27 protein-coding genes and 2 tRNA genes are annotated in these 25,359 nt (G+C 61.7%); 19 read left to right on the forward strand and 10 right to left on the reverse strand.

The annotated features are described in order from the left end of the window. The first annotated feature begins 32 nt into the window (after window positions 1–32). The 12 genes from H8S55_RS12125 (at window position 33) to H8S55_RS12180 (ending at window position 11,523) form a co-directional block, all read left to right on the forward strand. On the forward strand, window positions 33–1,493 hold the full coding sequence (locus tag H8S55_RS12125) for an O-antigen ligase family protein (RefSeq protein WP_207721852.1): 1,461 nt from the start codon (window positions 33–35) through the stop codon (window positions 1,491–1,493). Continuing rightward, on the forward strand, window positions 1,490–2,614 hold the full coding sequence (locus H8S55_RS12130) for a glycosyltransferase family 4 protein (RefSeq protein WP_186879170.1): 1,125 nt from the start codon (window positions 1,490–1,492) through the stop codon (window positions 2,612–2,614). Before H8S55_RS12125 ends, H8S55_RS12130 begins: the two co-directional genes overlap by 4 nt. Next, window positions 2,611–3,114 (forward strand): DUF4330 domain-containing protein, encoded by a 504-nt coding sequence (locus H8S55_RS12135; RefSeq protein ID WP_186879171.1) that lies wholly within the window; start codon window positions 2,611–2,613, stop codon window positions 3,112–3,114. Before H8S55_RS12130 ends, H8S55_RS12135 begins: the two co-directional genes overlap by 4 nt. After that, complete coding sequence (locus H8S55_RS12140) at window positions 3,111–3,605, forward strand: DUF4330 domain-containing protein (RefSeq protein ID WP_186879172.1); 495 nt, start codon at window positions 3,111–3,113, stop codon at window positions 3,603–3,605. The genes H8S55_RS12135 and H8S55_RS12140 overlap by 4 nt, the downstream gene beginning before the upstream one ends. A 21-nt stretch (window positions 3,606–3,626) precedes the next feature. Beyond that, window positions 3,627–5,837: a polysaccharide pyruvyl transferase CsaB gene (csaB, locus tag H8S55_RS12145; protein ID WP_186879173.1), complete on the forward strand. Its 2,211-nt coding sequence runs from the start codon at window positions 3,627–3,629 to the stop codon at window positions 5,835–5,837. Window positions 5,838–6,209: 372 nt separating this feature from the next. After that, window positions 6,210–6,350 carry a hypothetical protein gene (locus H8S55_RS12150; RefSeq protein ID WP_186879174.1) on the forward strand — a complete coding sequence of 47 codons (141 nt, stop codon included), beginning with the start codon at window positions 6,210–6,212 and terminating at the stop codon, window positions 6,348–6,350. Window positions 6,351–6,585: 235 nt separating this feature from the next. After that, a complete protein-coding gene (locus tag H8S55_RS12155) occupies window positions 6,586–8,220 on the forward strand; it encodes a class I adenylate-forming enzyme family protein (RefSeq protein WP_186879175.1) in 1,635 nt (544 codons plus the stop codon). 135 nt (window positions 8,221–8,355) lie between these two features. After that, complete coding sequence (locus H8S55_RS12160; protein ID WP_186879176.1) at window positions 8,356–8,886, forward strand: RNA polymerase sigma factor; 531 nt, start codon at window positions 8,356–8,358, stop codon at window positions 8,884–8,886. Then, a complete protein-coding gene (locus H8S55_RS12165; RefSeq protein WP_186879177.1) occupies window positions 8,883–9,596 on the forward strand; it encodes a DUF4367 domain-containing protein in 714 nt (237 codons plus the stop codon). Before H8S55_RS12160 ends, H8S55_RS12165 begins: the two co-directional genes overlap by 4 nt. Before the next feature lie 103 nt (window positions 9,597–9,699). Further along, the gene (locus H8S55_RS12170) at window positions 9,700–9,840 is read left to right on the forward strand and encodes a hypothetical protein (protein WP_186879178.1); all 141 of its coding nucleotides are present in this window, start codon (window positions 9,700–9,702) and stop codon (window positions 9,838–9,840) included. A gap of 39 nt (window positions 9,841–9,879) precedes the next feature. After that, window positions 9,880–10,380, forward strand: coding sequence for a hypothetical protein (locus H8S55_RS12175; protein WP_186879179.1), 501 nt, complete (start codon window positions 9,880–9,882; stop codon window positions 10,378–10,380). Window positions 10,381–10,509: 129 nt separating this feature from the next. Further along, window positions 10,510–11,523, forward strand: coding sequence for a DUF362 domain-containing protein (locus H8S55_RS12180; protein ID WP_186879180.1), 1,014 nt, complete (start codon window positions 10,510–10,512; stop codon window positions 11,521–11,523). 53 nt (window positions 11,524–11,576) lie between these two features. Here the strand turns inward: H8S55_RS12180 and H8S55_RS12185 are convergent, their stop codons facing one another. Continuing rightward, a complete protein-coding gene (locus H8S55_RS12185; protein ID WP_186879181.1) occupies window positions 11,577–11,951 on the reverse strand; it encodes a RidA family protein in 375 nt (124 codons plus the stop codon). A 316-nt stretch (window positions 11,952–12,267) separates the two neighbouring features. Between H8S55_RS12185 and H8S55_RS12190 the strand changes: the two genes are divergently transcribed. Beyond that, complete coding sequence (locus H8S55_RS12190; RefSeq protein WP_186879182.1) at window positions 12,268–12,945, forward strand: helix-turn-helix transcriptional regulator; 678 nt, start codon at window positions 12,268–12,270, stop codon at window positions 12,943–12,945. A 52-nt stretch (window positions 12,946–12,997) separates the two neighbouring features. Here the strand turns inward: H8S55_RS12190 and H8S55_RS12195 are convergent, their stop codons facing one another. The 5 genes from H8S55_RS12195 to H8S55_RS14400 all read right to left on the reverse strand — a co-directional run bounded on the left by H8S55_RS12195 (window position 12,998) and on the right by H8S55_RS14400 (window position 15,267). Further along, on the reverse strand, window positions 12,998–13,819 hold the full coding sequence (locus tag H8S55_RS12195; protein ID WP_186879183.1) for a TrmH family RNA methyltransferase: 822 nt from the start codon (window positions 13,817–13,819) through the stop codon (window positions 12,998–13,000). A 3-nt stretch (window positions 13,820–13,822) separates the two neighbouring features. After that, window positions 13,823–14,476: an HAD family hydrolase gene (locus H8S55_RS12200; protein ID WP_186879184.1), complete on the reverse strand. Its 654-nt coding sequence runs from the start codon at window positions 14,474–14,476 to the stop codon at window positions 13,823–13,825. A gap of 103 nt (window positions 14,477–14,579) precedes the next feature. Beyond that, entirely contained in the window at window positions 14,580–14,891 is a 312-nt protein-coding gene (locus tag H8S55_RS12205; RefSeq protein WP_243200602.1) for a sigma-70 family RNA polymerase sigma factor, read from the reverse strand. Next, the gene (locus tag H8S55_RS12210; RefSeq protein ID WP_186879185.1) at window positions 14,872–15,105 is read right to left on the reverse strand and encodes a hypothetical protein; all 234 of its coding nucleotides are present in this window, start codon (window positions 15,103–15,105) and stop codon (window positions 14,872–14,874) included. The genes H8S55_RS12205 and H8S55_RS12210 overlap by 20 nt, the downstream gene beginning before the upstream one ends. 36 nt (window positions 15,106–15,141) lie before the next feature. After that, on the reverse strand, window positions 15,142–15,267 hold the full coding sequence (locus H8S55_RS14400) for a hypothetical protein (protein ID WP_279287439.1): 126 nt from the start codon (window positions 15,265–15,267) through the stop codon (window positions 15,142–15,144). 135 nt (window positions 15,268–15,402) lie between these two features. Between H8S55_RS14400 and H8S55_RS12215 the strand changes: the two genes are divergently transcribed. Continuing rightward, window positions 15,403–15,478: transfer RNA gene (locus tag H8S55_RS12215), tRNA-Thr, on the forward strand. Window positions 15,479–15,489: 11 nt separating this feature from the next. Then, window positions 15,490–15,574 (forward strand) — tRNA-Tyr (locus H8S55_RS12220). Between the two features lie 537 nt (window positions 15,575–16,111). On the opposite strand, the gene H8S55_RS12225 is transcribed toward H8S55_RS12220, so the two are convergent. The 3 genes from H8S55_RS12225 to H8S55_RS12235 form a co-directional block, all read right to left on the reverse strand. Continuing rightward, window positions 16,112–16,522: a hypothetical protein gene (locus H8S55_RS12225; protein WP_147562820.1), complete on the reverse strand. Its 411-nt coding sequence runs from the start codon at window positions 16,520–16,522 to the stop codon at window positions 16,112–16,114. 109 nt (window positions 16,523–16,631) lie between these two features. Beyond that, window positions 16,632–17,957, reverse strand: a complete 1,326-nt coding sequence (locus tag H8S55_RS12230; RefSeq protein ID WP_186879186.1) for a glucose-6-phosphate isomerase — start codon at window positions 17,955–17,957, stop codon at window positions 16,632–16,634. Between the two features lie 81 nt (window positions 17,958–18,038). After that, on the reverse strand, window positions 18,039–19,466 hold the full coding sequence (locus H8S55_RS12235) for a GH25 family lysozyme (RefSeq protein ID WP_186879187.1): 1,428 nt from the start codon (window positions 19,464–19,466) through the stop codon (window positions 18,039–18,041). A 204-nt stretch (window positions 19,467–19,670) separates the two neighbouring features. Here H8S55_RS12235 and H8S55_RS12240 point away from each other — a divergent pair, with 204 nt between their 5' ends. The 4 genes from H8S55_RS12240 to H8S55_RS12255 all read left to right on the forward strand — a co-directional run bounded on the left by H8S55_RS12240 (window position 19,671) and on the right by H8S55_RS12255 (window position 23,920). Beyond that, window positions 19,671–20,297 (forward strand): DUF1643 domain-containing protein, encoded by a 627-nt coding sequence (locus H8S55_RS12240; RefSeq protein WP_186879188.1) that lies wholly within the window; start codon window positions 19,671–19,673, stop codon window positions 20,295–20,297. 227 nt (window positions 20,298–20,524) lie between these two features. Further along, window positions 20,525–22,108, forward strand: a complete 1,584-nt coding sequence (locus tag H8S55_RS12245; RefSeq protein WP_186879189.1) for an NAD(P)/FAD-dependent oxidoreductase — start codon at window positions 20,525–20,527, stop codon at window positions 22,106–22,108. A gap of 413 nt (window positions 22,109–22,521) precedes the next feature. Then, window positions 22,522–22,776 (forward strand): hypothetical protein, encoded by a 255-nt coding sequence (locus tag H8S55_RS12250; protein WP_186879190.1) that lies wholly within the window; start codon window positions 22,522–22,524, stop codon window positions 22,774–22,776. Between the two features lie 100 nt (window positions 22,777–22,876). Beyond that, window positions 22,877–23,920, forward strand: coding sequence for an acyltransferase family protein (locus H8S55_RS12255; RefSeq protein ID WP_186879191.1), 1,044 nt, complete (start codon window positions 22,877–22,879; stop codon window positions 23,918–23,920). Window positions 23,921–23,992: 72 nt separating this feature from the next. Here H8S55_RS12255 and H8S55_RS12260 read toward each other — a convergent pair whose 3' ends face one another. Then, the gene (locus H8S55_RS12260; RefSeq protein WP_186879192.1) at window positions 23,993–25,351 is read right to left on the reverse strand and encodes a 2-hydroxyacyl-CoA dehydratase; all 1,359 of its coding nucleotides are present in this window, start codon (window positions 25,349–25,351) and stop codon (window positions 23,993–23,995) included. Window positions 25,352–25,359: the final 8 nt, after the last annotated feature.

Consider the following 25,359-nt stretch of genomic DNA (forward strand, 5'->3'; position numbering starts at 1 on the left):
CCTTCCGCCGCCATGCAAAGTGAGGTCGAGTCATGGAACAAATGAAACAAATTTTAGACGGCAGCTGTCTGTGGCGCCTGCTGTCCGTTCTGTGCCTGTGGTGTGGCCGCCAGTGGCGCAGCAGCCGGGTGGTGCAGTGGTTCCTGCACCCTGCGGGCTGGGTGCCCGGGGCGTCGGAGAACAGCGTGTTCTTCCGCCTGTGGTCCTTGGTGCGGGGCGGTCTGTGCCGGCTGTACAAAGCCCTGCATCTGGACAGGCTGTTCTCCGGCAGCGTCTTTCTCCACACCTGGTTCTGGTGCGCCCTGCCGGTGGTGCTGGCCCCGGTGCTGTGCAAGTTCAGCCCCTCCATTCTGGTGCTGGGCCTGGCCCTTGTGGGCTATGCCAGTCTGCTGCTGGCGCTGGTGCGGGACAAAAACCGCACCCTGGCCTGGGCCCCCACCAACCGGTATATCCTGCTGTACGCCGCCGTCTATCTGGCGGGCACCCTGTTCTCCGTCAATCTGAAGACCAGCCTGCTGCCCGGCGTGCTGTCGGTGGCCTTTATCCTGTTTGCCGTGGCGCTGTACAACGCCATTACCACCCGCCGCCAGCTGGATACCCTGCTGGCCTTGGTGGTCACGGTGGGGGCGCTGGTGTCCTTCTACGGCATTTTGCAGTATCTCTTCGGCTGGGGCTATCAGTCGGCGGCCTGGGTGGACAGCGACATGTTCTCCTCCATCCGTTTCCGGGTCCCCGCCACCATGGGCAACCCCAACATGATGGGCCAATATCTGCTGCTGGTCATCCCCGTCGGCGGGGCCAAGCTGCTGTCGGCAAAGGACTGGCCCCGGCGGCTTTACTACCTGGCCTGCTGCGGGGTGATGTGCGTGTGCATGATCCTCACCTTCTCCCGGGGGGCCTGGCTGGGCCTTCTGTTTGCCGGGGCGGTGTTTGCCGTGCTGTGGCACCCCCAGCTGATCTTGCTGGCCCCCTTCGCCCTGGTGGGACTGTACTTCGTCCTGCCGGAGACGGTGATCTCCCGCTTTACCAGCATCGGCAACCTGACAGATAACTCCACGTCTTACCGGGTGTACATCTGGATGGGCACCCTGGCCATGCTCAAGGACTATTGGCTGTGCGGCATCGGCCCGGGGGACGGGGCCTTTAACATGGTCTATCCCGCCTACAGCTATAACGGCATCGTGGCCCCCCACGCCCACAACCTGTTTTTGCAGATCGTGTGCGATGCGGGCATCGCCGCCCTGGGGGTGTTCCTGCTGCTGCTGTTCGTCTATTTCCGCATGCTCTGCTCCGCCATGAGCCGGGAGAAGGACCCGGCCAGCCGACTGCTCCAGATCGCCTTTACTGCCGGAGTGTGCGGTTTCTTGGTCCAGGCCATGACGGACTATTCCTTCTATAACTATCGGGTCATGTTCCTGTTTTGGGCCGTGCTGGCCCTGGGTGCCGCCAGCGCCCGGCGCACGTCCCTGCCGGAAGGGAGGCTTTTTGTATGATCCGCATACTGAACATCATCAGCGACACCAACATCGGCGGCGCAGGCCGGGTGATCTTAAATTACCTGCGCTACGCCGACCGGAACAAGTTCGAGACCCTGGTGGCCATCCCCCGGGGCAGCCTGCTCAAGCCCCTGCTGGAGGAGGCAGAGGTCACCGTGTACGAGGTGGACGGCATGGCAGACTGCTCCTATGCCAGCCAGGACGTGAAGGCCCTTCAGGCCCTCATCCGCCGGGTCAGGCCCGACCTGGTCCACACCCACGGGGCCCTGTCCGGCCGCATCGCCGCCAAGCGCTGCCATGTACCCGTGGTCTACAGCCGGCACTCCGCCTTCCCCGTCCCCGCCAAGCTGAAATATCCCCCGGGCCGTTGGGTGAATAAGCTGCTCAACGAGCACTATGCTGACCACATCATCGCCGTCAGCCCCGCCACCCGGGACAACCTGACCGAGGGGGGCATCTCCCCCAAAAAGATCACCGTGGTCATGAACGGCGTGGCCCCTGTCTCTCCCATCTCTGACGGGGAGAAGGCCGCCCTGCGCCGGTCTCTCGGCCTGGAGCCGGACGTATTCACCTTTGGCATCCTGGCCCGCATCGAGGACTATAAGGGCCACCTGTATCTGGTGTACGCCGCCAAGCTGCTGAAGGACCGGGGCTATTCCAACTTCCGCATTCTGGTGGCCGGAACCGGTGCCTTTGAGGAGGAGGTCACCCGGGCCGTCACCGAGATGGGAGTGGAGGACGTGGTGCAGATGCTGGGCTTCCGCTCGGACGCCGCCGCCCTGCTGAACATCCTGGACGTGCAGCTCAACGCCTCCTACGGCACCGAGGCCACCAGCATGGCCCTGCTGGAGGGCATGAGCTTGGGATTGCCCACCATCGCCAGCGACTATGGCGGCAACCCCTTCGTCATCACCTCCGGGCAGAACGGCCTGCTGTTCCCCAGCAAGGACAGCGCCGCCCTGGCCGACGCCATGGCCGAGCTGATGGATCACCCGGAAGAGGTGGCCATCATGCGGGAAAAGGCCCTGGAAACCTATCAGTCCCGGTTCACCGGCGAGGTATTCGCCCGGAACACCGAACAAATCTATGAGAATGTCCTGAAAGGAGCATCCAAATGAAGGAGCACAACCAATTCCGTCTGCGGCTGAACCTGTTCGACGGCATCGTCCTGGTGCTGGCCCTGGCCGCCGCCGTCTTTCTGATGTGGCGCTTCACCCGGCCCGCCGCCGCCTCCGGCGACGGGGTGAGCAGCGCCTCGGTGCAGTACACCGTCTGCTTCCAGCGCTGGCCCGCCGGGTCCGCCCAGGCCATCCACCAGGGGGACCAGCTGGCCGACAACATCAAAAATTACGACGTGGGCACCGTGGTCAGCGCCCAGGCCGTCCCCTGCCAGAGCCTGATCCTGGATCAGGTGAACGGGGAATATGTCCTGGCCGACGTGGACGGCTATGAGGACGTGCTGGTCACGGTGGAGTCCCCCTGCACCGTGACTGACGAGGCCGTCACCCTGGGCGGCGGCTACGCCCTGCGGGTAGGGGCCACCATGTACCTCCGGGGTGAGGGCTATATGGCCAGCGGCCCTGTCATCGCCATGGAACGGGAGGGTGTGAGCAAATGAAACTGATGGATAAAAACGGCCGCCTGTTTGGCAAGATCAGCGTCATCGACGTGGTGGTGGTCCTGGTGGTTCTGGTGATGGCCGCCGCCCTGTATGTGAAGAACACCAGCCTGTCCCACACCAGCACCCGGGTGACCAACACCCCCATCACCTATCAGGTGACGGCGTACAACGTCCGGCAGTATGTGGCCGATGCCGTTCAGGAGGGGGACCTGGTCTATGACCAGGACTACAGCACCGGCGGCACCCTGGGTGCCATCCAGAGCATTGAGGTCCAGCCCTCCGGAAAGCTCACCGAGCTGTATGACGGCACGGTGGTCAGCGCCCCCGCCCAGGACAGCGTGAACCTGGTCCTGACCATTCAGGGCGAGGGTCTCATCAGCGAGGGCCGCTATCAGCTCAACCGCATCTATGACCTGGGCATCAACGCCTCCCGGAATTTCTACACCCCCTATGCCCAGTTCACCGGCACCGTGACTTCCATCGGCTAAAGCCGGAAAGAGAGGTTTCCTATGAAGATTCTCATGGCCACCATGGGCCTGGACATCGGCGGCGCGGAGACCCACATCGTGGAGCTGTCCAAGGAACTGAAAAGCCGGGGCCACCAGGTGGCGGTGGTGTCCAATGGGGGCGTGTACGTCCCGGAGATCGAGGCCGCAGGCATCCGGCACTACGCCGCCCCCCTGAACCGCCGGTCTGTGGGCAGTATGCTCCAGGCCCAGCGCATCCTGCGCCAGATCATCGCCCGGGAGAAGCCCGACATCGTCCACGCCCACGCCCGCATCCCCGCCTTTCTGTGCGGGCGGCTGCAAAAGTCCATGGGCTTCGCCTTCGTCACCTCCTGCCACGGGGTGTATCAGGTCAGCGGGGCCCTGCGTCTGCTGTCCAACTGGGGGGAGCGCACCCTGGCCGTGTCCGAGGACATCCGGGACTATCTGATCCGCCAGTATAATGTCCCCCAGGAGCACATCACTCTGACCATCAACGGCATCGACACGGATAAATTCTCCCCCGCCCTCACCGGTGAGACGGTCCGCCGGGAGTTCGACTTGGGAGACGGCCCCGTCATCGCCCACGTCAGCCGCCTGGACCCGGAGACGGTGTACACCGCCCGTCAGCTGGTGGAGCTGGCCCCCGCCCTGTGCCAGGACTATCCCGGGCTGCACATCCTCATCGTGGGGGGCGGCGGAGCCTTCGAGCCCCTGAACGCCCAGGCGGAGGAGGTCAACCGCAAATTGGGCCGGCCCTGCGTCATCCTCACCGGCCCCCGCACCGACGTCAACCAGCTGGTGGCCGCCTGCGGCCTGTTTGTGGGCGTATCCCGGGCGGCGCTGGAGGCCATGGCCGCCTGCAAGCCCGTGGTCCTCTCCGGGGCCCAGGGGCACACCGGCCTGTTCGGCCCGGAGCTTTTGGAGAAGGCGGTGGACACCAACTTCTGCTGCCGCACCGACCCTGTGTCCACCCCGGAGCTGCTCCGGGCCGACATTCTGCGGGCGCTGGCCCTCTCCCCCGACCGGGCCAGGGAGCTGGGGGACTATGGCCGCCGGGTGGTGCAGGAGCGCTACTCCGTCCACCGCATGGCCGACGACTGCCTGGCGGTATACGACCAGGTGCGCCGCCCCTTCCATGTGGTGATGAGCGGCTACTACGGCTTTTCCAACGCCGGGGACGACGCCATTCTGGAGGCCATCCAGCAGGCCATTCACGAGGCCAGCGACCACATCTGCGTCACCGCCCTGTCCAACGACCCGGAGCTCACCCGCAGGCAGTATGGCCTGGAGGCCATCCCCCGGTTCCGGGTGTGGAAGGTTTTCTCCGCCCTGCGCCGGTGCGACGCCCTGCTCTCCGGCGGGGGCAGCCTGCTCCAGGACACCACCTCCACCCGCTCCCTGCTCTATTACCTCACCGTCATCCGCTGCGCCCACCGGCTGGGCAAGCCGGTGATGCTGTATGCCAACGGCATCGGCCCGGTGCGCCGTCCGGCCAACCGCCGCCGGGTGAAGCGGGTGGTGGAGCAGGCCACCCTGATCACCCTGCGGGACCACAGCTCCGCCCGGGAGCTGCAGGACATGGGGGTCACCCGCACCGACCTCCACGTCACCGCCGACCCGGTGTTCCACCTGTCCCCCGCCCCGGAGACCCGGGGGGAGGAGCTGCTGGCCGGGGCAGGCGTGGCCCCCGGCACGCCCTTTGTGGCCGTGTCCGTGCGGGACTGGCCGGACACCGGGGACTTCTGCCGCCAGCTGGCCCAGCTATGCGACCACCTCCACCGGGAATATGGCCTGGCCGTCCTCTTCCTGCTTATGCAGCCCAGCCGGGACCGGGCCACCGCCCAGCAGGTGCAGTCCTTTATGGCAGAGCCCTCCTGTCTGCTGGACACCCCCTGTACCCCCCGGGAGCTGATGGCCGTGCTGGGAAAAGCCAAGCTGTGTCTGGCCATGCGGCTGCACACCCTCATCTTCGCCGCCCGGATGGCCGTACCCTCCATGGGCCTGGTGTACGACCCCAAGGTGGACAGCTATCTGAAGGAGCTGGACCTGCCAGCCGCCGGACGGGTGGACTCCTTCGATGCCCAGGAGGCCATCCGCCGGGCCGACGCCCTTATGGCCGACTACCCCGCCGTGCTGTCCCACCTGAAGGACAAATCCGCCGCCATGGCCCGGGCCGCAGGCGAGAACGAACGTCTGCTGCTGGAGATGCTGGAGCAGCACCGGATGCATTGAGCATAAAAAGACATCCCCCGGCTTTGGCCGGGGGATTCAGCGTGTCGATAAACCCTCTTCTGTCATTCCGAGGAGCGCAGCGACGTGGGAATCCGTAACCAAAAAGTCGGAAATGTGCTGATACTCGTGAGTTTTAGAAACGGATTGCCACGTCGGCCCGTTGGGCCTCCTCGCAATGACAGGCTTTTTTGACAGTCTCAAGCGTTCCACGATTTGTCCGTGAAACGCTTTTGCTTTTTTAGCGCTTGTTCTCTTTTACGAAACCGAAACACCCTCCCGTTTTTTCTTAACACCCGTTTTATCAAATCTTTTCTATAATAGGGTGCGTAGAAAACAAACCCCTTGTGTGTGGTATTCGGGAGGTAATCAAACATGGAAAGCAAAGAATATCTGGCTGCAAAGCGCGAATTTTGGAACTGCATCCGCATGGCCCCCTTCTCTCTGCTCCTCTCTCTGTTCTTCGCCTTCACTCAGTGGTGGCCCGAGATGCACCGGTTAAAGGCGCACGCCTGAGCAGTCTCGCTATTGCATCCTGAGGTGCCGGGACTCTCTCCCCCGGGGCCGTTTTCAAGCCGCTGCCCGCTGTCTGGGCGGCGGCTTTTTTCTGTCCTTTCTTCCCTATTTTCCAAATCTCTCTTGACATTTTAGTGGAAATGGTTTATTATACTTCAACGGTTTAAAGCTGAAAATCAATGAAGCTTCGGGGGCGTTCCCGCTCCTGATAAGAATAAGAAAGGATCGACGTAAGATGCCTATCACCGATCTGTTAGAGCGCAACAGCAAGCTGTATGGCGACGAGATCGCCCTGGTGGAGATCAACCCCGAGGTTCAGGAGGAGCAGCGGGTGACCTGGAAGGAATATGCCCTGATCCAGCCCACCTCCACCGCCCCCTATCGCCGGGAGATCACCTGGTCCGTCTTTGACGAGAAGGCCAACCGGGTGGCCAATATGCTCCTCAGCCGGGGCATCCGCAAGGGCCAGAAAGTTGCCATCCTGCTGATGAACTGCCTGGAGTGGCTGCCCATCTATTTCGGTATTTTAAAGGCCGGGGCCGTCGCCGTGCCCCTGAACTTCCGCTACACCTCCGACGAGATCGACTACTGCTTGAAGCTGGCCGACGTGGACGTGCTGTTCTTCGGGCCGGAGTTCATCGGCCGCATGGAGGCCATCGCCCCCAAGCTGTCCAAGCAGATGCTGCTGCTGTTTGTGGGCGAGACCTGCCCCTCCTTTGCCGAGGACTATCACCGGGCCACCGCCAACTGCTCCAGCGTGGCCCCTAAGATTCTCATTGACGACGAGGACGAGGCCGCCATCTACTACTCCTCCGGCACCACCGGCTTCCCCAAGGCCATTTTGCTCAAGCACCGGGCCCTGCTCCAGTCCGCCCGCATGGAGGCCATCCACCACGCCACCACCCACGACGACGTGTTCCTGTGCATCCCGCCCCTGTACCACACGGGCGCCAAGATGCACTGGTTCGGCTCGCTGTTCACCGGCAGTAAGGCCGTACTGCTCAAGGGCAACAGCCCCAAGGCCATCCTCCAGGCCGTGTCTCAGGAGCACTGCACCATCGTGTGGCTTCTGGTGCCCTGGGCCCAGGACATTCTGGCCGCCCTGGACCGGGGCGAGCTGAAACTGGAGGACTATCAGCTGTCCCAGTGGCGGCTGATGCACATCGGGGCCCAGCCCGTTCCCCCTTCCCTCATCAAGCACTGGATGCGCTATTTCCCCCACCACAAATATGACACCAACTATGGCCTGTCCGAGTCCACCGGCCCGGGCTGCGTCCACCTGGGCACCGACAACATCCACAAGGTGGGTGCCATCGGTGTCCCCGGCTACGGCTGGAAGGTGAAGATCGTGGACGAACAGAACCAGCCCGTGAAGCAGGGCGACGTGGGCGAGCTGTGCGTGAAGGGCCCCGGCGTGATGGAGTGCTATTACCACGACCCCAAGGCCACCGCCGAGGTGCTCATCGACGGCTGGCTCCACACCGGCGACATGGCCCGTCAGGACGAGGACGGCTTCTATTTCCTGGTGGACCGGAAGAAGGACGTGATCATCTCCGGCGGCGAGAACCTGTACCCCGTGCAGATCGAGGACTTCCTGGCCGCCTGCCCCAAGGTCCATGACGTGGCCGTCATCGGCCTGCCTGACCCCCGCCTGGGCGAGATCGCCGCCGCCATCATTCAGGTGAAGGAGGGCGAGACCTGCACCGAGGAGGAGATCAACCAGTTCTGTATGGACCTGCCCCGGTATAAGCGCCCCCGGAAGATCATCTTCGCCGATGTCCCCCGCAACCCCACCGGCAAGATCGAAAAGCCCAAGCTGCGCCAGAAATACTGCGGTGTCCGCCTGGTGGAGGCCCAGAATAAGGCGTAATTCCAAACACACCCAGATATTTCCCGGTCCGTCGAGGTCTTTTGCCCCGACGGACCTTTTTTTCGTTTCTCATTGCGAAACGTCGAAAATATGATATGATGGGCATAGAACTTACAGAAAGCGGGGTGAGGGGCCATGCTCCCCCTGATTTTATCCGCTCTGGTCTGCGAGGCAGACCGGGTGCAGTTTTTGGCTCTGTATGAGGAAAATCACGCTGCCATGGAGCGCGCCGCCATGGCCATTCTCCGGGATCAGCAGGACGCGGAGGATGCCATGCAGAACGCCCTGTGCCAGATAGCCAAACATTTTGAAAAAACTTACGAGATCCCCTGTGACAGACTGCCCTTCTGGTGCGTCTGTATTGTAAAGAACGAGTCCATCTCCATCCTGCGGCGGCGGCACAAGGTCCTGCCTCTGGAGGACTGGGCCCGGATCGAAAATCAGTCCGGCCCGGAGGAGTCCGTCAGCTACCGCACTTTGGTGGACCTGTTCGCCCGGCTGCCCCAGACCTATCGGGCGGCCCTGGAGATGCGCTTTCTGCTGGGCTACAGCAACAAGGAGATCGCCCAGCGGCTCTGCCTGACCCAGACGGCGGTGAACACCCGCATCGCCCGGGGCCGGGAGTTGCTGAAAAAATTGGCACAGGAGGAGGGGATACATCCATGACAGACATGACAGATCAGGAGCTGGACCGGCTCATGCGCCACGTGCTGATGGACGGCATAGGGCAGGAGGTGGAGCAGACATCCCAGCAGGATATTCCCGCCTTTCAGCCCTCCCCCCGGTATCAGCGGCAGATGGCCGCCATGCAGCGGGACCCTTTGGCCTGGTCCCGGAAAAAGCAGCGCCCCGCCTGGAAGAAGTGGGCCCAGACCGCCGCCGCCCTCCTGCTGGCCGCCGGACTGGGCCTGGCCGCCAGCCCCACCGCCCGGGCGGATATTGTCCGGCTGGCGGTGGAGTGGAGCCAGAACCGCGCCAGCTTTGTCTACAGCGGGCCGGACGTGGAGGGGGAGCTGCCCTGCTATGTGCTGGGCGACCTGCCCGAGGGCTTTGTTCAGACCGGCTGGCAGCGCCTGGGCCCCGCCATGGCAGTGGCCGACTACGAAAACGCAGCCGGAGACTGCCTCTATCTGGACTACAGCTATATGCAGCAGGGTGGCGGCACCTTCATCGACATGGATGAGGGAGAGGTCATCGAGACCTTGGTAAACGGCATGAAGGGCTACTTCTTCCAGGATGCCGACCCGGAGGCCTTTGATATCCTTACCTGGACCGACACCCGGCAGAACATCCAGTTCACCCTGGGCGGCTGCATGGACCTGGACCAGGCTCTGGCCCTGGCCAAGGGATTGAAACAGCTGGACACCGACCCTTAAAAAATTTTTTCAAAACCCTGCAACAAAAACCGCCCGTTTTTCGTCTATCATAGTAAAGAGGCCCTCTTCGGGGCGTTGGAAGTTTTTTGAGAGGTGGTTTCAAGTGACGCGCAAATATATCGTGACCCTGCTGGCCTGGGCCCTTGGCCTGTTCGCCCTGGTCTCCGCCGTATCGGCGGCTCCGCCTGCACAGGCCCGCTCCCCTTTGACAACGATCTCTCTTGTTCCGGTGGCGAACAAATAACACGAACAGAAAGACAAGACAGTTGAAAAGGAGGTCCCCATGAAAAAATCTTCCCTATATCCCCTGATGGGCTTTCTCCCCCTGGTGATCGGATTTTTCTATATCCGCACCGCCGCCTTCCCCCTGCTGGGACCGCTGTTTTTCACTGCCCTGCCCTGGGTGATGGTCTTTCTGTGGGTCCGGGCTGGCTGGCGCTGCGGAGTGGACGGCCGTGGGTGGCTGCGCTCTGCCGCCGTTGCCCACTGGGCGGTGCTGCTGGTGTCTGTGTGCGCCGTGTGGCAGTTCGCCCTCATCCCCGATGAGCGCCGCAGTCTGGCTCTGTCCGTCTTTGCCCAGTATCTCTTCGGCCTGGTCCCCGGGGTCGTCCGGGTGGTCGTGCCACTGGTGGAGCGGAACAACACCATCTCCTCCGGCCCTCTCATCGCCCTGGGCACGCCTATGAGCGCCCTGTCCCTGCTGCTGCTCTTCTCCCTGGGCTACAGCCTGGGCTGGCGAAAGCGCCAGCTCCCTGCCCCGTCCGCTTCCGGCGAAGCGGCGTGACGCCTCCCTTTTCACAGATCCAGCCGGGCACTCTGCTATAGAGCGCCCGGCTTTTCTTTTTCCTTCAAATGTGCTAAACTGTTATCGTCAAACGCAACCTGTCATCCGTTTATTCAGGAGGTCTTTCTTATGTTGAAAACTTCTCCCGTCCCCGGCAGCAATGGCGACCGCTATATTCCCTTTGACCAGCGCACGGGGGACACGTCCGTGGTCTATTTCACCCGGGACCTGTCCGCCCAGGGCCTGGTCAACATTTTCCGCCGGGTAGGCGGCGTTCTCACCGGAAACGTGGCCGTGAAGGTCCACACCGGCGAGCAGCACGGCCCCAACATCATCCCCCGCTCCTGGGTGAAGGCCCTGATGGAGCAGGAGCTGCCTGGCGGCACCATCGTAGAGACCAACACCTATTACGACGGGGACCGCTACACCACCGAGAAGCACCGCAAGACCCTTCAGATCAACGGCTGGACCTTCTGCCCCGTGGACATTCTGGACGAGGAGGGCACCGCCATGTTCCCCATTCAGGGGGGCAAGTGGTTTGACGAGATGTCCGTGGGCAGCCACCTGGCCGACTACGACTCTTTCCTGGCCCTGACCCACTTTAAGGGCCACACCATGGGCGGCTTCGGCGGCTCCAACAAGAACATCGGCATCGGCTGCGCCGACGGCCGGGTGGGCAAGGGCATGATCCACACCGTCCCCGGGGACCCCAATCTGTGGAGCATCGCCCAGGAGGAGCTGATGGAGCGGATGACCGAGTCCACCAAGTCCGTGTTCGACCGCTTTGGCCGGCACATCTGCTATATCAACGTGCTGCGGAACATGTCCGTCTCCTGCGACTGCGAGGGCATGGCGGCCATGCCCGTGGTCACCCCCAACATCGGCATCGTGGCCTCGTTGGACATTCTGGCCGCCGACCAGGCGTCGGTGGACCTGGTCTACGCCCTGAAGCCGGAGGACGGCCACGACCTGGTGCAGCGGATGGAGACCCGCCACGGCCTGCGCCAGCTGTCTTATATGAAGGAGCTGGGCATGGGCAACGACCGCTATACCCTCATCGACATCGACCACGATGACGCCCCCATCCTCCCCGCCCAGGCGGTGCAGGACGTAACGCCCTTTGCGCCGGACGGCCAGGAGTGACCCCGACCGCAAAAAACAGCCCCGTGCCGCGGCACAGGGCTGTTTTTTCGCACTTACTTGACCTCTACGATGGCCTCCACCTCGCACAGGACGTTCTTGGGCAGGGTCTTCACGGCCACGCAGGAGCGGGCGGGCTTTTCGGTGAAATACTTGCCGTACACCTCGTTAAAGCGGGGGAAGTCGGCCATGTCCGCCAGAAAGCAGGTGGTCTTTACCACGTCGGTGAGCTTGCAGCCCGCCGCCTCCAGAATGGCGGCCACGTTCTTGCAGGACTGCTCGGCCTGGACGGCGATGTCCCCCTGGGCCAGCTCCCCCGTCTCGGGGATCAGCGGGATCTGCCCGGAGGTGAACAGCAGTCCGCCCGCCTTCACGGCCTGGGAATAGGGGCCGATGGCCTCCGGCGCATTTTTGGTGTATACTTTTTCCATGTTACGTTCCTCCTATTTGTCATCGCCTCCGCCAAAGGGGAGACGGCTATCTGCCACGCTTAGTATAATGAGATAGTTAATTTTAGTCAATAGCTTTTTCTTTATCCGTTGCATTTTCCGTTCCATCTAATCTTCATCACTTTTTAACAAGGGGCTCCCTTGTTTTTTTCGGGATATTCTGTTATAATGATTACAAATCTATTCATTTTCTTTTTTCATCCTGTTCCTGATCCAAACGTCAGGAAGAACTGGAAGCAATTTTACTTTAGAAAATGAACTAGACCATATTTATTTCACTTAAAAGGGGTCATGCTCTGTGGCAGATCATCTTACGTTCAGCTCCACCGAACGAAAAATTTTGGAATCCTGCGCCGCGGCCATGGACGGTCTGGCGCTGTACCTGGGGGAGGGCTATGAATTTGTCCTCCACAGCCTGGAGGACCTGAGTCACTCCGTGGTAAAGATCATCAACGGGCACTACTCCAACCGCAAGCCCGGCGCCCCCATCACCGACTTTGGGCTGAACCTGCTGCGGGACCTGGAGCAAAAGCAGAAGCCCGAGCCCCAGGTGTACTTCAACTATCAAAACGGCACCCTGCTCAAGTCCACCACCATTCCCATTCTGGGGGACAACGGACGGATGATCGCCATGCTGTGCATCAACTTCCACACGGACATCCCCATGGCCACCTTCCTGTCCGGCTTCTTCCCCGCCGGGTCTCCCTCCCCCCTGCCCCAGCGCAGCGAGACCTTCAGCGACAACGTGGACCACTTCATCCACGCCGCCCTGGACCAGGCCAAGGCCACCGTGTTCGCCGACCCCCGCATCTCCTCCGTCAACCGGAACAAGGAGATCATCCGCCTGGTCCACGAACAGGGTATCTTCAAGATGAAAAACGCCGTGCCCAAGGTCGCCCAGGAGCTGGGCGTGTCCAAAAACACCGTCTATCTCCACCTGCGCAGCCTGAAAAACGCCGACCACACAGAGGCGTAATAAAATCATCGACCCCTGGCGGCCCGCAGGCTGCCAGGGGTCTTCTCATCGGTCACCTGGCCCGCAGCTGCCAGAAGGCCACGGCGCTGGCGGCGGCCACGTTGAGGGAATCCACGCCGTGGGCCATGGGGATGCACACGGTGCAGTCGCACCGGGCGATGGTCTCCGGGTCTAAGCCGTCCCCCTCGGTGCCCAGGACCAGGGCCAGCCTGTCCCGCTCCAGCCGGGGGTCGTCGATGGACACAGCCCGGTCATCCAGGGCCATGGCCGCCGTGGCAAAGCCCAGCTTGTGCAGCCGCTCCAGCCCCGCCCGGGGCCAGTCCTCTTTTTTCTCCCCGATGTAGGTCCAGGGGACCTGGAACACGGTGCCCATGCTCACCCGCACCGAGCGGCGGCACAGGGGGTCGATGCAGGTGGGGGAGACCAGCACCCCGTCCATGCCCAGGGCAGCGGCACAGCGGAAGATGGCCCCCACGTTGGCCCCGTCCACGATGCCCTCCAGCACGGCCAGCCGCTTTGCCCCGGCGCACACCTGCTCCACCGTGGGCAGGGCGGGGCGGCGCATGGCGCACAGCACCCCCCGGGTAAGGGCGTAGCCGGTGATGCCGGAGAGCACCTCCCGCTCCCCCACATAGATGGGCACGTCCCCCACCCGCTGGGCCAGGGGGCGGTCCTTCCCCTCCAGCTGCCGCCGCTCCATCAGCAGGGAGACGGGCTGATAGCCCGCATCCAAAGCGTGGCCGATGACCACGGCGCTCTCAGCGATGAACAGGCCGTCCTCCGGCCTGCGGCGGGAGCGCAGCTGGGCCTGGGTGAGGCGGGCGTACACGTCCAGCTGGGGGGCCTGGGGATCGGTGATGGCAATGACGTTCATCGGTCAACCCTCCAGCCACTGCCGCAGTTCAAATAGGTCAGGGGCGATGTGGACCGGACGGAAGTCGGCAAAGTCCTCCGCCGGGGTGGTCCCGTTGAGCACGGCGCAGAAGGGGCACCCGGCGTTTTTGGCCGCCCCGGCATCCAGCACCGTGTCCCCGCAGAACAGCAGTTCCTTAGGGCTAAGCCCCATGCGCTCCAGGGCCATGTTCAGCCCCTGGGGGTCTGGCTTGGGGGCGTGGACATCCTCGCTGCCGATGACAAACTCCAGCTGGTCCATCAGCTTGCAGCGCTCCATGATATATTGGATGGTGTCCCCCCGCTTGGTGCTGACGATGGCCGTCTTCACCCCGCGGCTGTGGAGGGCGCGCAGCAGCTCCTCCGCCCCGGGGAAGAGCACCGTCTCCCGCCGCTGGCGCTCCTTGGCCACCTCCAGGAACAGGGGGCGGAACTGGGCCCGGCGGACGGGGTCGCTGTCCCCGGTGAGCATGGTGTAGGCATCCTCCAGCAGATAGCCGATGGTGCCCCGCACCGTCTCCCGGTCGGGGGCGGGCCAGCCCATCTGGGTAAAGCCGTGTTGGAAGCCGGCCACAATGGAATCGGTGGCATCGGCCAGGGTATAGTCAAAATCAAAGCACACTGCGCGGTATGGCTGCATGTTCTTCCCTCATTTCTCAGGTTTGTCCCGCCTATTTTACCACACCGCCCCCTGCAAGACAATAACTCCTAACTCATCCCTCCTAACTCCTAACTCCTAACTCCTAACTCTCCAAAAGTCCCTTTGCCCCATAGCGCAGACAGCGCTGCAGCCGCCGCTCCCCCCGCTTGATGGTGCGGGAGACGGTGGACTTGTCCACCCCCAGCTTCTGGCCGATCTCCCGCATGTTCAGCCCCTGGCCATAGTACATCAGCATGGTCTCCCGCTGCCGTGGGGTGATGTCCTCTTTCAGCGCCCGGATCAGGTTGCGCTTGAGCTGGGTGAGCTCCTGGTCGTTGTCCGGGGCCATCTGGCGGTTATACACCGCCATGTCCGCGGCAAAGCCCCGCCCTCTTCTATACCGTATATCTGACATTTCTGCGATACCCCCTGTCGTAATAGTGCTCGGTGAGCACGGCCAGCTCTCTGGCCTCCCGCACCATGGTGGACAGCATACGGATGCGGTCCTGGAGCAGGCAGCGCTCTCTGGGCTCCCGGGTCTGCTCCAGGCGGCGCTCCAGCTCCTTCACCCGGGCGGACAGCGTCTGAGCATGGGCCCGGTATTCCACGGACAGTTCCTGCAAAGTCATGTAGATCCCCCTCCTTCTTCTCTCCTGTATCTCTTGTTATGGCTTCTCTTCCCGCTCCCGGCACAGGGGGCACAGCTCCTCCTCGGCATCATAGTTCTCCTCCCCGCATCGGGGGCAATACCCCGCCCATTGGGCCTGGCGATCCCGCAGGGGCGGCAGCAAAACCGGCCGTCTTCCCCCCTCGATCGGGCCCCCGAAAAAAGAAAAAACTTTTTTTGAAAAAACGCTTGACAATCTACCCTCCCCCTGCTATACTATCCCTTGCTGCTGGACAGTTGATGAGCGAACAACGAACACGCTGGTGTAGCTCAGTCGGTAGAGCAGCTGATTTGTAATCAGCAGGTCGGGGGTTCGAATCCGTCCACCAGCTCCACAATTTCATACGGAGGAGTTCCCGAGTGGCCAAAGGGGGCAGACTGTAAATCTGTTGCGTTTCGCTTCGGTGGTCCGAATCCACCCTCCTCCACCAAGTCGCCGTAAGTTTTACTTACGGCGACTTCTTTTGTTGTCTGCCCTCTCGGTAGGGGCGGATGTCCTCATCCGCCCGGGCCGCTGAGGACAGCAGCCCCTACGTTCAGTCAACCGTCATTGCGAGGAGGGCGAAGCCCGACGCGGCAATCCGTTTCTTTCGTCCCCCTTGCCTCCCCCCTTGGGGGAGGTGCCCAGTGCGCACACTGGGCGGAGAGGGCCGTTCTCCCGACCTCTGTGCCCAGCATAGCCTATCTGCCTTTTTCTGTCAATCTTTGTTTTTGTGCGGATTTCACGTTTATATTATAGGAAACGGCTTTTTTCGGCGGGTATTTTTTGCAGATTTTCAGTCCTGTAAGTAAACCGGCCTCCAGGCCACACCCCCCGCTGCGGGACGTTTCCGTACACCTTTCTCTGAAATTTCCTGAAATTTCTGTTTGTTCTCCCTTTCTCCCCGGTCCATTTGTCGAAAAAGCACGAAAAAGCGCCCTGCGGGTTTTCCCCGCAAGGCGCTTTTTTTGTGCAAAGAGCAGAATTCTTAGAAGTACTTCTTGATGCCGTCAGAAGCCAGAGATTCGTCGTCGCTGATGGTGATGGTGAACTTGATGTTGTGCTTCTCACCGAAGTTGTTCAGCCAATCCAGGAACTTCTCGGTCTCCAGGTCGGGCTCGCCCTCCACGATCTTGGTCAGGCTGTCGATGAAGACGTGGGTGATGTCATAGTTGCCGGCGTACAGGCCGCTGATAAAGCCCTTCAGCGCAGTGTAGCTGTCGACGTTGTACTGGCTGGCTTCCACCAGACGGATCTGATAATGAATATCGAAAGTCAGCTTATTGCCCTTTTCGATGCAAACAACATTGCCGTGCTCGGTCTGGACTGCATTGTTGATCATCTCGATCATCTGCTTGGTCTTGCCGGAGCCCTTCTTGCCCATGATGACTCGAATCATGTGTATCACTCCTTATACGTTTGGGGGCTGCTCCCCCTTTGCACTATAATTTTACCATATGTCCCTGGTTTTTTCAACCGGGATTCTGTGAATTTTCTCAACCGGTTGTTTAAAGCCGCTGTTCCAGGCTCTCCCGCAGCTGTTCATACCCCGGCTTGCCCAGCAGGGCGAACATATTCTTCTTATATGCCTCTACGCCGGGCTGGTCAAAGGGGTTCACCTGCAGCAGATAACCGGACAGGCCGCACACATACTCGAAGAAATAGATCAGCTCGCCCACCGTGTCCTCGCCGATGGCGGGCAGCTCCAGCAGGATGTTGGGCACGCCGCCGTCCACGTGGGCCAGGATGGTCCCCCGCATGGCCTGCTCGGCCACAAAGGCCAGAGACTTGCCGGCCAAAAAGTTCAGCCCGTCCACATTGGCCGGGTCGTTGGGGATGATAAACTCCCCCTTGGGTGCAAACTTCACCACCGTCTCGAACATGAGCCGCTCGCCCTGCTGGATGTACTGACCCATGGAGTGCAGGTCTGCGGTAAACTCCACGCTGGCGGGGAACAGTCCCTTGTGCTCCTTGCCCTCGCTCTCGCCGTAGAGCTGCTTCCACCACTCGGAGAAGAAGCGGAAGCTGGGCTCGTAGCAGGCCAGCAGCTCCACCTTCTTTCCGCCGTCATACAGGGCGTTCCGGGCGGCGGCATACTGCCAGGCGGGGTTATCCAGACCGGGGGCGGACAGCGTCTCCATGGCCCGCTGCGCGCCTGCCATCAGCCCGTCGATGTCCAGCCCGGCGGCGGCGATGGGCAGCAGGCCCACGGCGGTGAGGACGGAATAGCGCCCACCCACGTCGTCGGGCACCACAAACTCCTCATAGCCCTCCTCGTCGGCCAGACCCTTCAGAACGCCCCGGGCCTTGTCGGTGGTGGCATAGATGCGCTCCCGGGCCCCCTCCCGGCCATACTTCCGCTCCAGCATCTCCCGGAAGATGCGGAAGGCCACGGCGGGCTCTGTGGTCGTGCCCGACTTGGAGATCACGTTCACCGAGAAGTCCCGCTCCCCGATGAGGGCAATGAGCTCCAGCAGGGCGTCGGTGGACAGGCCGTTGCCAGCGAAATAGATGTCCGGGGTGTCCTTCTGCTTCAGGTTATAGTTGGGGGAGGCCAGCAGCTCGATCACCGCCCGGGCCCCCAGGTAGGAGCCGCCGATGCCGATGACCACCAGCACCTGGGACTGCCGCCGGATCTTCTCGGCCGCCGCCTTGATGCGGGCAAACTCTCCCTTGTCATAGTCCCGGGGCAGGGTCACCCAGCCGGTAAAGTCCCCGCCGGGGCCGTTGTGATGGGCCAGCATGTCAGCTGCCCGCTCCAGCCCCTCGCGCCGCTGCTCCAGATAGTCCTGGGGCAAAAAGCCCTCCAGCTTAGATAGATCCAATTTTATCATACTATACCCCTCCTAAAAAAATCGGGAAATGCTCTTCTTTTGTATTATAGCACATGCGTACAGATTTTTTATATCAAATTCTCAGGACTGCTCCCGGGAGATATCCTGACTGGGCGGCATCGCCTCCTCGTCCTCCCCCGGCTCAGTTTCCTGGCTGGGTCTGTCCGGCCGGACGGGCGCCTCCTTGGGCATCCACAGATTGCGGTCCACCTTTCCGGTGATGCCGTCCACGCTGCCGCTGCTGGTGTACTGCCACATCTCAAAGTGATAATAGAAGGTCGGCTTGTCGGTGTACTCCGCCAGCCAGAAGGGGTATTGGGTCACCTGGTCCAGGTCATAGAGCAGATAGCCGATATACTGGTTGAAATAGATCATGGGCTGATAGCCCGCAGCCTTGATCCTGCCGCAGAAGGCGTTGGCCGCCGCCGTCACCTGGGCGCTGGTCATGCCATCGGTGCGGGCTGAATCGGTTCCGATGTTCTCCCAATCAAAGACCACCGGTCCGTCCACCGGATAGTCCGCAATGGTGTCCAGCACAAACTGTGCCTCCTCCAGGGCCTCGGTCTGGTTGGTGGCCTGGGAGAAGAAGTAGACCCCCACCTGCAATCCCGCATCCAGCGCACCCCGGATATTGCTTTTGAACTGCTTATCCTCAAAGACCTTGCCGCTGCCGTAATATCGGCCGCCGCAGCGGATGATGACAAAGTCGATGCCGTCAGCCGCCACCTTGGCCCAGTCCACGGTGCCCTGATGGCTGGATACATCCACGCCCGCCAGGCTGGCCCGGTCCCCGCCCACATACTCCATGCGGCCATCCGTCTTGACAAAGGCGGCATTGTCATAGCGGTTCACCGGCACCCCGTCCAGCTTCTCCAGCACGTGGGAGCTGAAGTGGATGTAGTCGTCAAAGGACATCACCTGCCACACGATAACGCTCAGCTCCGCCCGGGTGATGGAGTTGTCGGGCTTGAAATACCGCTTGCCGCCCGACTTCTCCCCCACCACCACGCCGTTTTGATACAGGGCGGTGACATATCCGTCGCTCACGTCGGCAAAGGGGCTGCGCTTGGTAGAGGCGGACAGCCCCAGCGCCTTGGCCGCCAGCGCGGCGATGTACAGCCGGGAGGCCGGGGCGTTCAGATCCACCGCCGCCTGGGCCTGGGTCAGCCAGCCCCGGTCCAGGGCATACTGCACATAGCCCGCGGCATAGTGCGCCCCCTCCAGTGCGGGCTGGTTCCCGCTTCCTGCGGCCTTCACCACCATCAGGATGGCATCTCCCGCCCGCACCGCATCGTTGGGGCCAAAGCGCCCGTCGTCATAGCCGTTGATGACCCCCTGGCTGTTCAGGGTGGACACGAAGGGGGTGTACCAGTCCCCCTCCGCCACATCGGAAAAGGGGGTGGTCCAGCCCTGGGGGATGTCCGGGGTCACGGCGGCCAGGGCGGGCTGCATCAGCAGTCCGACGGAAAGCGCCCCGCCCAATGCGCGGCGCAGAAATTGCTGTTTCATGGTGTGCTCCTCTCTGGTCTGTGCTGCCGGGGCGGCCCCCGGCGGGATTTATCTTTTGACAAAGGATAGCCGATTTGATATAGTGCTCTTAGCGCCATAGTTCGACCTGTTATCTTTGCATATTATATCAGAGCCTCCCCCGCTGCGCAACGCCGGACGGCTCTGTTTTCTGCGGAAGAATTTTCAATCAAAGGAGTTTTTTCCATGCACATCCCCTCCTGTTCCACCCAGTCCCTGCCGGTGGTCCCCTTCGATGCCGCCCTGACTCAGGCCCTGGAGCCCAGCCCCGATTACGACATTACAAAATGGATATATGTCCCCAACCACTACGGGGAGTATCGTTATATTTTGGGCACCCGGGGGCAGCACCCCCTCATCTGCGTGGGCATCAACCCCTCTACCGCCGCCCCGGACGATTTGGACAACACCCTGAAGTCGGTGGAGCGGGTGGCCCTGCACAACGGGTTTGACAGCTTCCTCATGTTCAACGTCTACGCCCAGCGGGCCACCCGGCCCGACGACATGGAGCCGGAATGCAACCAGGCCCTCCACCGGGAGAACATGCGGGCCTTTGACTATGCCCTGTCCCTGGACGCAGCAGGCCGCCCCGCCGTGTGGGCCGCCTGGGGCACCATCATTGAAAAGCGAAACTACTTGCCAGCCTGCGTCCGGGATATGATCGCCCTGGGCCATGCCCGGGGGGCACAGTGGTTCTCCGCCGGAAAGCGCTCCAAAAAGGGCCACCCCCACCACCCCCTCTACCTGCGCAAGGACAGCCTTCTGGACCCCTTCGACGTGGAGGGCTATGTGGCAGATATCCTGGGGGAGTAATTCATTTTTGTATAATTGATACAAGTATTTACGATTTGTATTTGTCTGCAGTCCGGTGTAGGGGCGGATATCATCCGCCCGCATCTCCTGGTGCGCTAACGGCGGGCGGCTAATAGCCGCCTCTACAAGAGACATCGTGACCCATCGTAGGGGCGGCCTGTGGCCGCCCGCCCTCCTAACTCCTAACTCCTAACTCCTAACTTCTAACTCAAAAGTGGTGTTTCAACATGATCCAAATTTCCAACCTTCCTCTTCCCATCGACGGCGGTCTGGACCAGCTGCGGAAAAAGGCCGCCCGGGCGCTGGGGCTGCGGCCCGGGGCGCTGGGGGAGCTCTCCCTGCTGCGCCAGTCCATCGATGCCCGGAACAAGGGGGACGTCCACTATGTCTATACCGTGGGCCTGGACCTGCCCGATGAGGAGGCCGTGGTCCGCAGCGCACCGGGGAAAACCGTGACCCTGATCCAGCCCAAGCACTATGTCTTCCCGGCGGTAAAGCGCCGCGCCCCCCTGCCCCCGGTGGTGGTGGGCATGGGGCCGGCGGGGCTGTTTGCCGCATTGTTTCTGGCCCGGAACGGTCTGCCCTGCGTGGTGCTGGAGCGAGGTCAGGATGTGGACCGGCGCACGGCGGACGTGGAGCGCTTCTGGTCCACGGGAGAACTGGACCCCACCTCTAACGTACAGTTCGGCGAGGGGGGCGCAGGCACCTTCTCCGACGGCAAGCTGACCACCGGCACCCACGACCCCCGCATCGGAGCGGTGCTGGACACCCTGATCCAAGCCGGGGCCCCGGCGGACGTGCGCTGGTCCCACAAGCCCCACATCGGCACCGACGTGCTGCGCCAGACGGTGAAGCGCATCCGTCAGGAGCTTATCTCTCTGGGCTGCGACGTGCGCTTTGGGCACCGGCTGACCGGGCTGGAGCAGTCCGGCGGGGCGCTGTCCGCCCTCACCGTGGAGGGGCCCCAGGGACCCTATACCCTGCCCTGTGACGCTTTGATCCTGGCCCCCGGTCACTCCGCACGGGACACGTTCCAAATGCTGGCCCAAGCTGGGGTTCCCATGGAGAAAAAACCCTTCGCCATCGGCGTGCGCATCGAGCATGATCAGAGCGCCGTCAGCCTGGCCCAATACGGCCCGGCGGCGGACCGGCTGCCCCCCTCGGACTATAAGCTGGCCTGTCACCTGCCCTCCGGCCGCTCCGCCTTCACCTTCTGCGTCTGCCCCGGCGGACAGGTGGTGGCCGCCGCCTCCACCCCCGGAGAACTGGTGACCAACGGCATGAGCCTGCGGGCCAGAGATGGGGCCAACATCAACGGCGGCTTTTTGGTGGGAGTCACCCCGGAGGACTTCCCCGGGGACGACGTGCTGGCCGGGGTTCGCTTTCAGCAGCAGTGGGAGCGGGCCGCATTCCTCCAGGGCGGCGAAACCTTCTCCGCTCCCGCCCAGCGCTTGGAGGATTTTCTCCGCTCCCGCCCCTCCGAGGGTCCGGGAGCCGTCCTGCCCACCTATCGCCCCGGGGTGCGCTGGGGCCGGCTGGACCCCTGCCTGCCCGGCTACGTCACAAATACCCTCCGCCAGGCCCTGCCCCTGATGGACCGGAAGCTCCACGGCTTTGCCGCCCCCGACGCCGTCCTCACCGGGGTGGAGACCCGCTCCTCCTCCCCCGTGCGCATCCTGCGGGATGAGCGGCTCCAGTCCGCCCTGTCCGGCCTGTACCCCTGCGGCGAGGGCGCAGGCTACGCCGGCGGCATCGTCTCCGCCGCCGTGGACGGCATCCGGGTGGCCGAGGCAGTGGCACAGGGCTTATAAAACAAAATGGTTGCTCGGAAATCATTTGATTTTGAGCAACCATTTTTATTTTTTCTGTATTTTTCAACTATTTACTGTTGACTTTTTCATCATTATTTGTTATGTTTAAATAAACTAGTGAAGGATGGTGCGGAATTCAGCAGTGGAACGAATTTACTCACAGCGCAACCATCGTAGGTGCCAAACATGTCAGTATTGACTTCTATGCCCGTGGAACCATCGATGTTGCAATCTCTCGTTCTACTAGTCAGGGAATCTCTATTCAGTTGCTTGAATCGCTAGGCTACAGCGTTGAAAGTTCTACTAGCACTACATACTATGCACGAAAAGTCGTTGATTTGAAGGGTTCGTACACTCTGTCTGGATATACTTACCCTTAATTCTTTGTGGCTTTTCCTTTTGAGGTAAATCTTATGGACCGTAAGCTCATCAACATCCTCATTGGCAGTATCTACTTTCTGATGGCTACCGTCGCTTTTGCTGCCCAACGTATCATCTGTGAAATGTATCAGGCAAATACGTATATGGGGCATTTGGATGGTTTCCACAATCTTGGTGGGCTGCTTTTTAATTGGTACTCCGATTTGGTTCTGCTGCTTCTGGCCGCCGTATTCTTCGGTGTCGGTATCTATTTCACCTTTTTCCGCTCCCGCAAAAAGCCCAAATAAACACACAGCCCCCGGACCATGCTGGACCGGGGGCTTGTTGCAGAAATTTCGCTCGCATTTCTGACTCCGCAATTCCGGGAAGAAAGGTTCCGTGCTTGTGATGAAAAAAGAGCTGAACGATATGAACGCCATTGCGTGTCTTTTGGTCATTCTGATCCATGTGCTGTCCATCGGCATCTCCTCGGTCACGCCGTCCTCCTGGCAGGGGGCGGTCATCTACTTCCCCTGGCGCTTGGCGGCCTTTGTGGTGCCCATGTTTCTGTACACCGGGGCCGTCAAAATGGCCCTGCATTTTATGGACAGGGAGCTCACCCTCGGCGGCTATCTCCGCTATATGCTCCAGCGCATTCAGAAGATCTATCTCCCCTATGTGCTGTGGGTGGTGATCTATTATGCCTGTTTCCTGCGCATCGGCTACGTCCGTGGGGAGGGGCGGGAATTCTTCTCTTATCTGCTCCTGGGCAATCTCTCCTCGCCCTTTTACTACATCGTCATCGTCATGCAGTTCTATCTGCTCATGCCCTTTTGGCTGTGGATGGTGAAGCATATCCCGGCGTACTTGGCCCTGGGCGTAAGTCTGCTGACCTTCTTTTTCATGCAGCAGTTTTCTTACATCCTGTCCCTGGGCGGCATCGATTTTCCCTATTCTGACCGCATTTTCTTAACGTATCTTCTCTTTTGGGTGGCCGGGCTGTATGTGGGCAAACACTATAAACTTGTTGCGGCCTCCCTCTCCGGCGGGCTGGGACAGGTGGTCTGCGGGGGCGTGGTCCTGGTCTGCGCCGGGCTTGCCTATCTGCAATACTCCGGCCACTCCCTGGGGCTGAACCTGAACGACGTCAAGCTGGTGGCCGACCTGCTGTCCATCGCCCTGGTCCACGCCGCCTGTCTGCGTCTGGCCCACGCGCCCGGCACGCTGCGGCGGGGACTGGAGCGGCTCTACCAGAGTTCGTTTTTCGTCTATCTGTCCCACTGCCTGTTTCTCACCCTGGGCACATCCTTTTTGCAGCGCCGCGGCGTGGGTGGTCTGTCTGTTCTTCTGGCCGCCCGCCTTTTGCTCTGCTACACCCTCCCCTTCCTGGCCTATTTCCTGTATGATAGCGCCTGCACCCGCTTTCAACTCCGCTGGCGGCTGCTGGGCTAAATATCCCCAAAGAACGGCACAGCCCCCGACCTACCTGATGGATAGGCCGGGGGCTGGTTTTATATTGCTGTGTTACGCCGACTCCCGCTCCTGGGCGGGGGCGGCGGTCTTGGGTCCCCGCTCCACGTCGGGGACAACGTGGACGGGGGCGGGCTCCGGCTGGGCCTGGGCGTGGACCAGGCCCTTGGCGTTGGCCAACATCAGCTTGATGCGGTTCTCCTGGTTGATCTTGGTGGCGCTGGGGTCATAGTCGATGGCCACCACGTTGCTGTGGGGATAGTCGTCCTTCAGCTTGCGGATCATGCCCTTGCCCACGATGTGGTTGGGCAGGCAGCCGAAGGGCTGGGTACAGACGATGTTGTTGGTGCCGGAGTGGATGAGCTCCAGCATCTCGGCGGTGAGCAGCCAGCCCTCGCCCATCTTGTTGCCGTCGCCCAGATAGCCGTGGACCAGGCGGTGCAGGTCGTCGAAGGTACCGGGGGCACGGAAGCGGCCCGATTTGTTCAGGGCGTCGATCATGTCCTTCTGGCAGCTTTGGATATAGCCCATGAAGAACTTGCACAGGGCCTTCTTGGCCCACTTGCCGCCGTAGAGCTTTACGTCGGCCACCCGGTTGTAGATCTTGAAGATCATAAAGTCGGTAAGTCCGGGCACCACCGGCTCCACCCCCTCGCTGAGGAGGAACTGCTCCAGATGGTTGTTGCCCAGGGCGGAGAACTTCACATAGATCTCGCCCACGATGCCCACCCGCACCTTGGGCTCCCCCGCCACGGGGATAGCGGCGAAGTCGGCGCAGATCTCGTCGAAGATGGCGCGCATCTGGCGGCGGCTCATGCCCTTGCCCTGCTGGAAGCGGTCCACCATGCGCTGGACCCAGTTTTCCACTCTCAGGTCGGTGGCCCCGGCATTTACCTCATAGGGCCGGACCTGGTTGGCCACCCACATGATGAGGTCGCCGTACATCATGCCGTATACCAGCTTGCGGATCAGGCTGACGGTGAGCTGGAAGCCCGGATTCTTCTCCAGGCCGAAGGACACGGAGATCACGGGCACATAGTCCATCCCCGCCTTGGCCAGGGCCTTGCGCAGCAGGTGGATGTAGTTGCTGGCCCGGCAGCCGCCGCCGGTCTGGGTGATGAACAGGGCCACCTTGTGGGGGTCATAGCCCCCGTGCTGAATGGCATCCATAAACTGGCCGATGACCAGCAGGGCGGGGTAGCAGGTGTCGTTGTGGACATATTTCAGCCCCTCGTCCACCACAGACCGCCCCTCGTTGTTCAGCTGGTCCACATGATAGCCCTCCAGCTCCAGCAGCTTGCGGAACATGCCGAAGTGGATGGGCAGCATCTGGGGCATCAGAATGGTATACTCCTGCTTCATCTCCTTGGTGAACAGCAGGCGGCCGTTTTCATCGTATACTAGTTTGGCCATAATTCTCG

Origin of the sequence: Flintibacter faecis, from assembly GCF_014287875.1 — a bacterium.
Classification (GTDB): Bacteria; Bacillota; Clostridia; order Oscillospirales; family Oscillospiraceae; genus Lawsonibacter; species Lawsonibacter faecis_A.

Excerpts from the sequence above, each read along its gene's own strand:
- H8S55_RS12165 (WP_186879177.1), top strand. The coding sequence starts at position 8,883 with ATGACAGACATGACAGATCAGGAGCTGGACCGGCTCATGCGCCACGTG.
- H8S55_RS12175 (WP_186879179.1), top strand. The coding sequence starts at position 9,880 with ATGAAAAAATCTTCCCTATATCCCCTGATGGGCTTTCTCCCCCTGGTG.
- H8S55_RS12210 (WP_186879185.1), bottom strand. The coding sequence starts at position 15,105 with ATGACTTTGCAGGAACTGTCCGTGGAATACCGGGCCCATGCTCAGACG.
- H8S55_RS12155 (WP_186879175.1), top strand. The coding sequence starts at position 6,586 with ATGCCTATCACCGATCTGTTAGAGCGCAACAGCAAGCTGTATGGCGAC.
- H8S55_RS12260 (WP_186879192.1), bottom strand. The coding sequence starts at position 25,351 with ATGGCCAAACTAGTATACGATGAAAACGGCCGCCTGCTGTTCACCAAG.
- H8S55_RS12200 (WP_186879184.1), bottom strand. The coding sequence starts at position 14,476 with ATGCAGCCATACCGCGCAGTGTGCTTTGATTTTGACTATACCCTGGCC.
- H8S55_RS12135 (WP_186879171.1), top strand. The coding sequence starts at position 2,611 with ATGAAGGAGCACAACCAATTCCGTCTGCGGCTGAACCTGTTCGACGGC.
- H8S55_RS12125 (WP_207721852.1), top strand. The coding sequence starts at position 33 with ATGGAACAAATGAAACAAATTTTAGACGGCAGCTGTCTGTGGCGCCTG.
- H8S55_RS12250 (WP_186879190.1), top strand. The coding sequence starts at position 22,522 with ATGGACCGTAAGCTCATCAACATCCTCATTGGCAGTATCTACTTTCTG.
- H8S55_RS12235 (WP_186879187.1), bottom strand. The coding sequence starts at position 19,466 with ATGAAACAGCAATTTCTGCGCCGCGCATTGGGCGGGGCGCTTTCCGTC.
- H8S55_RS12160 (WP_186879176.1), top strand. The coding sequence starts at position 8,356 with ATGCTCCCCCTGATTTTATCCGCTCTGGTCTGCGAGGCAGACCGGGTG.
- H8S55_RS12245 (WP_186879189.1), top strand. The coding sequence starts at position 20,525 with ATGATCCAAATTTCCAACCTTCCTCTTCCCATCGACGGCGGTCTGGAC.
- H8S55_RS12150 (WP_186879174.1), top strand. The coding sequence starts at position 6,210 with ATGGAAAGCAAAGAATATCTGGCTGCAAAGCGCGAATTTTGGAACTGC.
- H8S55_RS12240 (WP_186879188.1), top strand. The coding sequence starts at position 19,671 with ATGCACATCCCCTCCTGTTCCACCCAGTCCCTGCCGGTGGTCCCCTTC.
- H8S55_RS12225 (WP_147562820.1), bottom strand. The coding sequence starts at position 16,522 with ATGATTCGAGTCATCATGGGCAAGAAGGGCTCCGGCAAGACCAAGCAG.
- H8S55_RS12180 (WP_186879180.1), top strand. The coding sequence starts at position 10,510 with ATGTTGAAAACTTCTCCCGTCCCCGGCAGCAATGGCGACCGCTATATT.
- H8S55_RS12195 (WP_186879183.1), bottom strand. The coding sequence starts at position 13,819 with ATGAACGTCATTGCCATCACCGATCCCCAGGCCCCCCAGCTGGACGTG.
- H8S55_RS12255 (WP_186879191.1), top strand. The coding sequence starts at position 22,877 with ATGAAAAAAGAGCTGAACGATATGAACGCCATTGCGTGTCTTTTGGTC.
- H8S55_RS12230 (WP_186879186.1), bottom strand. The coding sequence starts at position 17,957 with ATGATAAAATTGGATCTATCTAAGCTGGAGGGCTTTTTGCCCCAGGAC.
- csaB (WP_186879173.1), top strand. The coding sequence starts at position 3,627 with ATGAAGATTCTCATGGCCACCATGGGCCTGGACATCGGCGGCGCGGAG.
- H8S55_RS12205 (WP_243200602.1), bottom strand. The coding sequence starts at position 14,891 with ATGTCAGATATACGGTATAGAAGAGGGCGGGGCTTTGCCGCGGACATG.
- H8S55_RS12130 (WP_186879170.1), top strand. The coding sequence starts at position 1,490 with ATGATCCGCATACTGAACATCATCAGCGACACCAACATCGGCGGCGCA.
- H8S55_RS12185 (WP_186879181.1), bottom strand. The coding sequence starts at position 11,951 with ATGGAAAAAGTATACACCAAAAATGCGCCGGAGGCCATCGGCCCCTAT.
- H8S55_RS12140 (WP_186879172.1), top strand. The coding sequence starts at position 3,111 with ATGAAACTGATGGATAAAAACGGCCGCCTGTTTGGCAAGATCAGCGTC.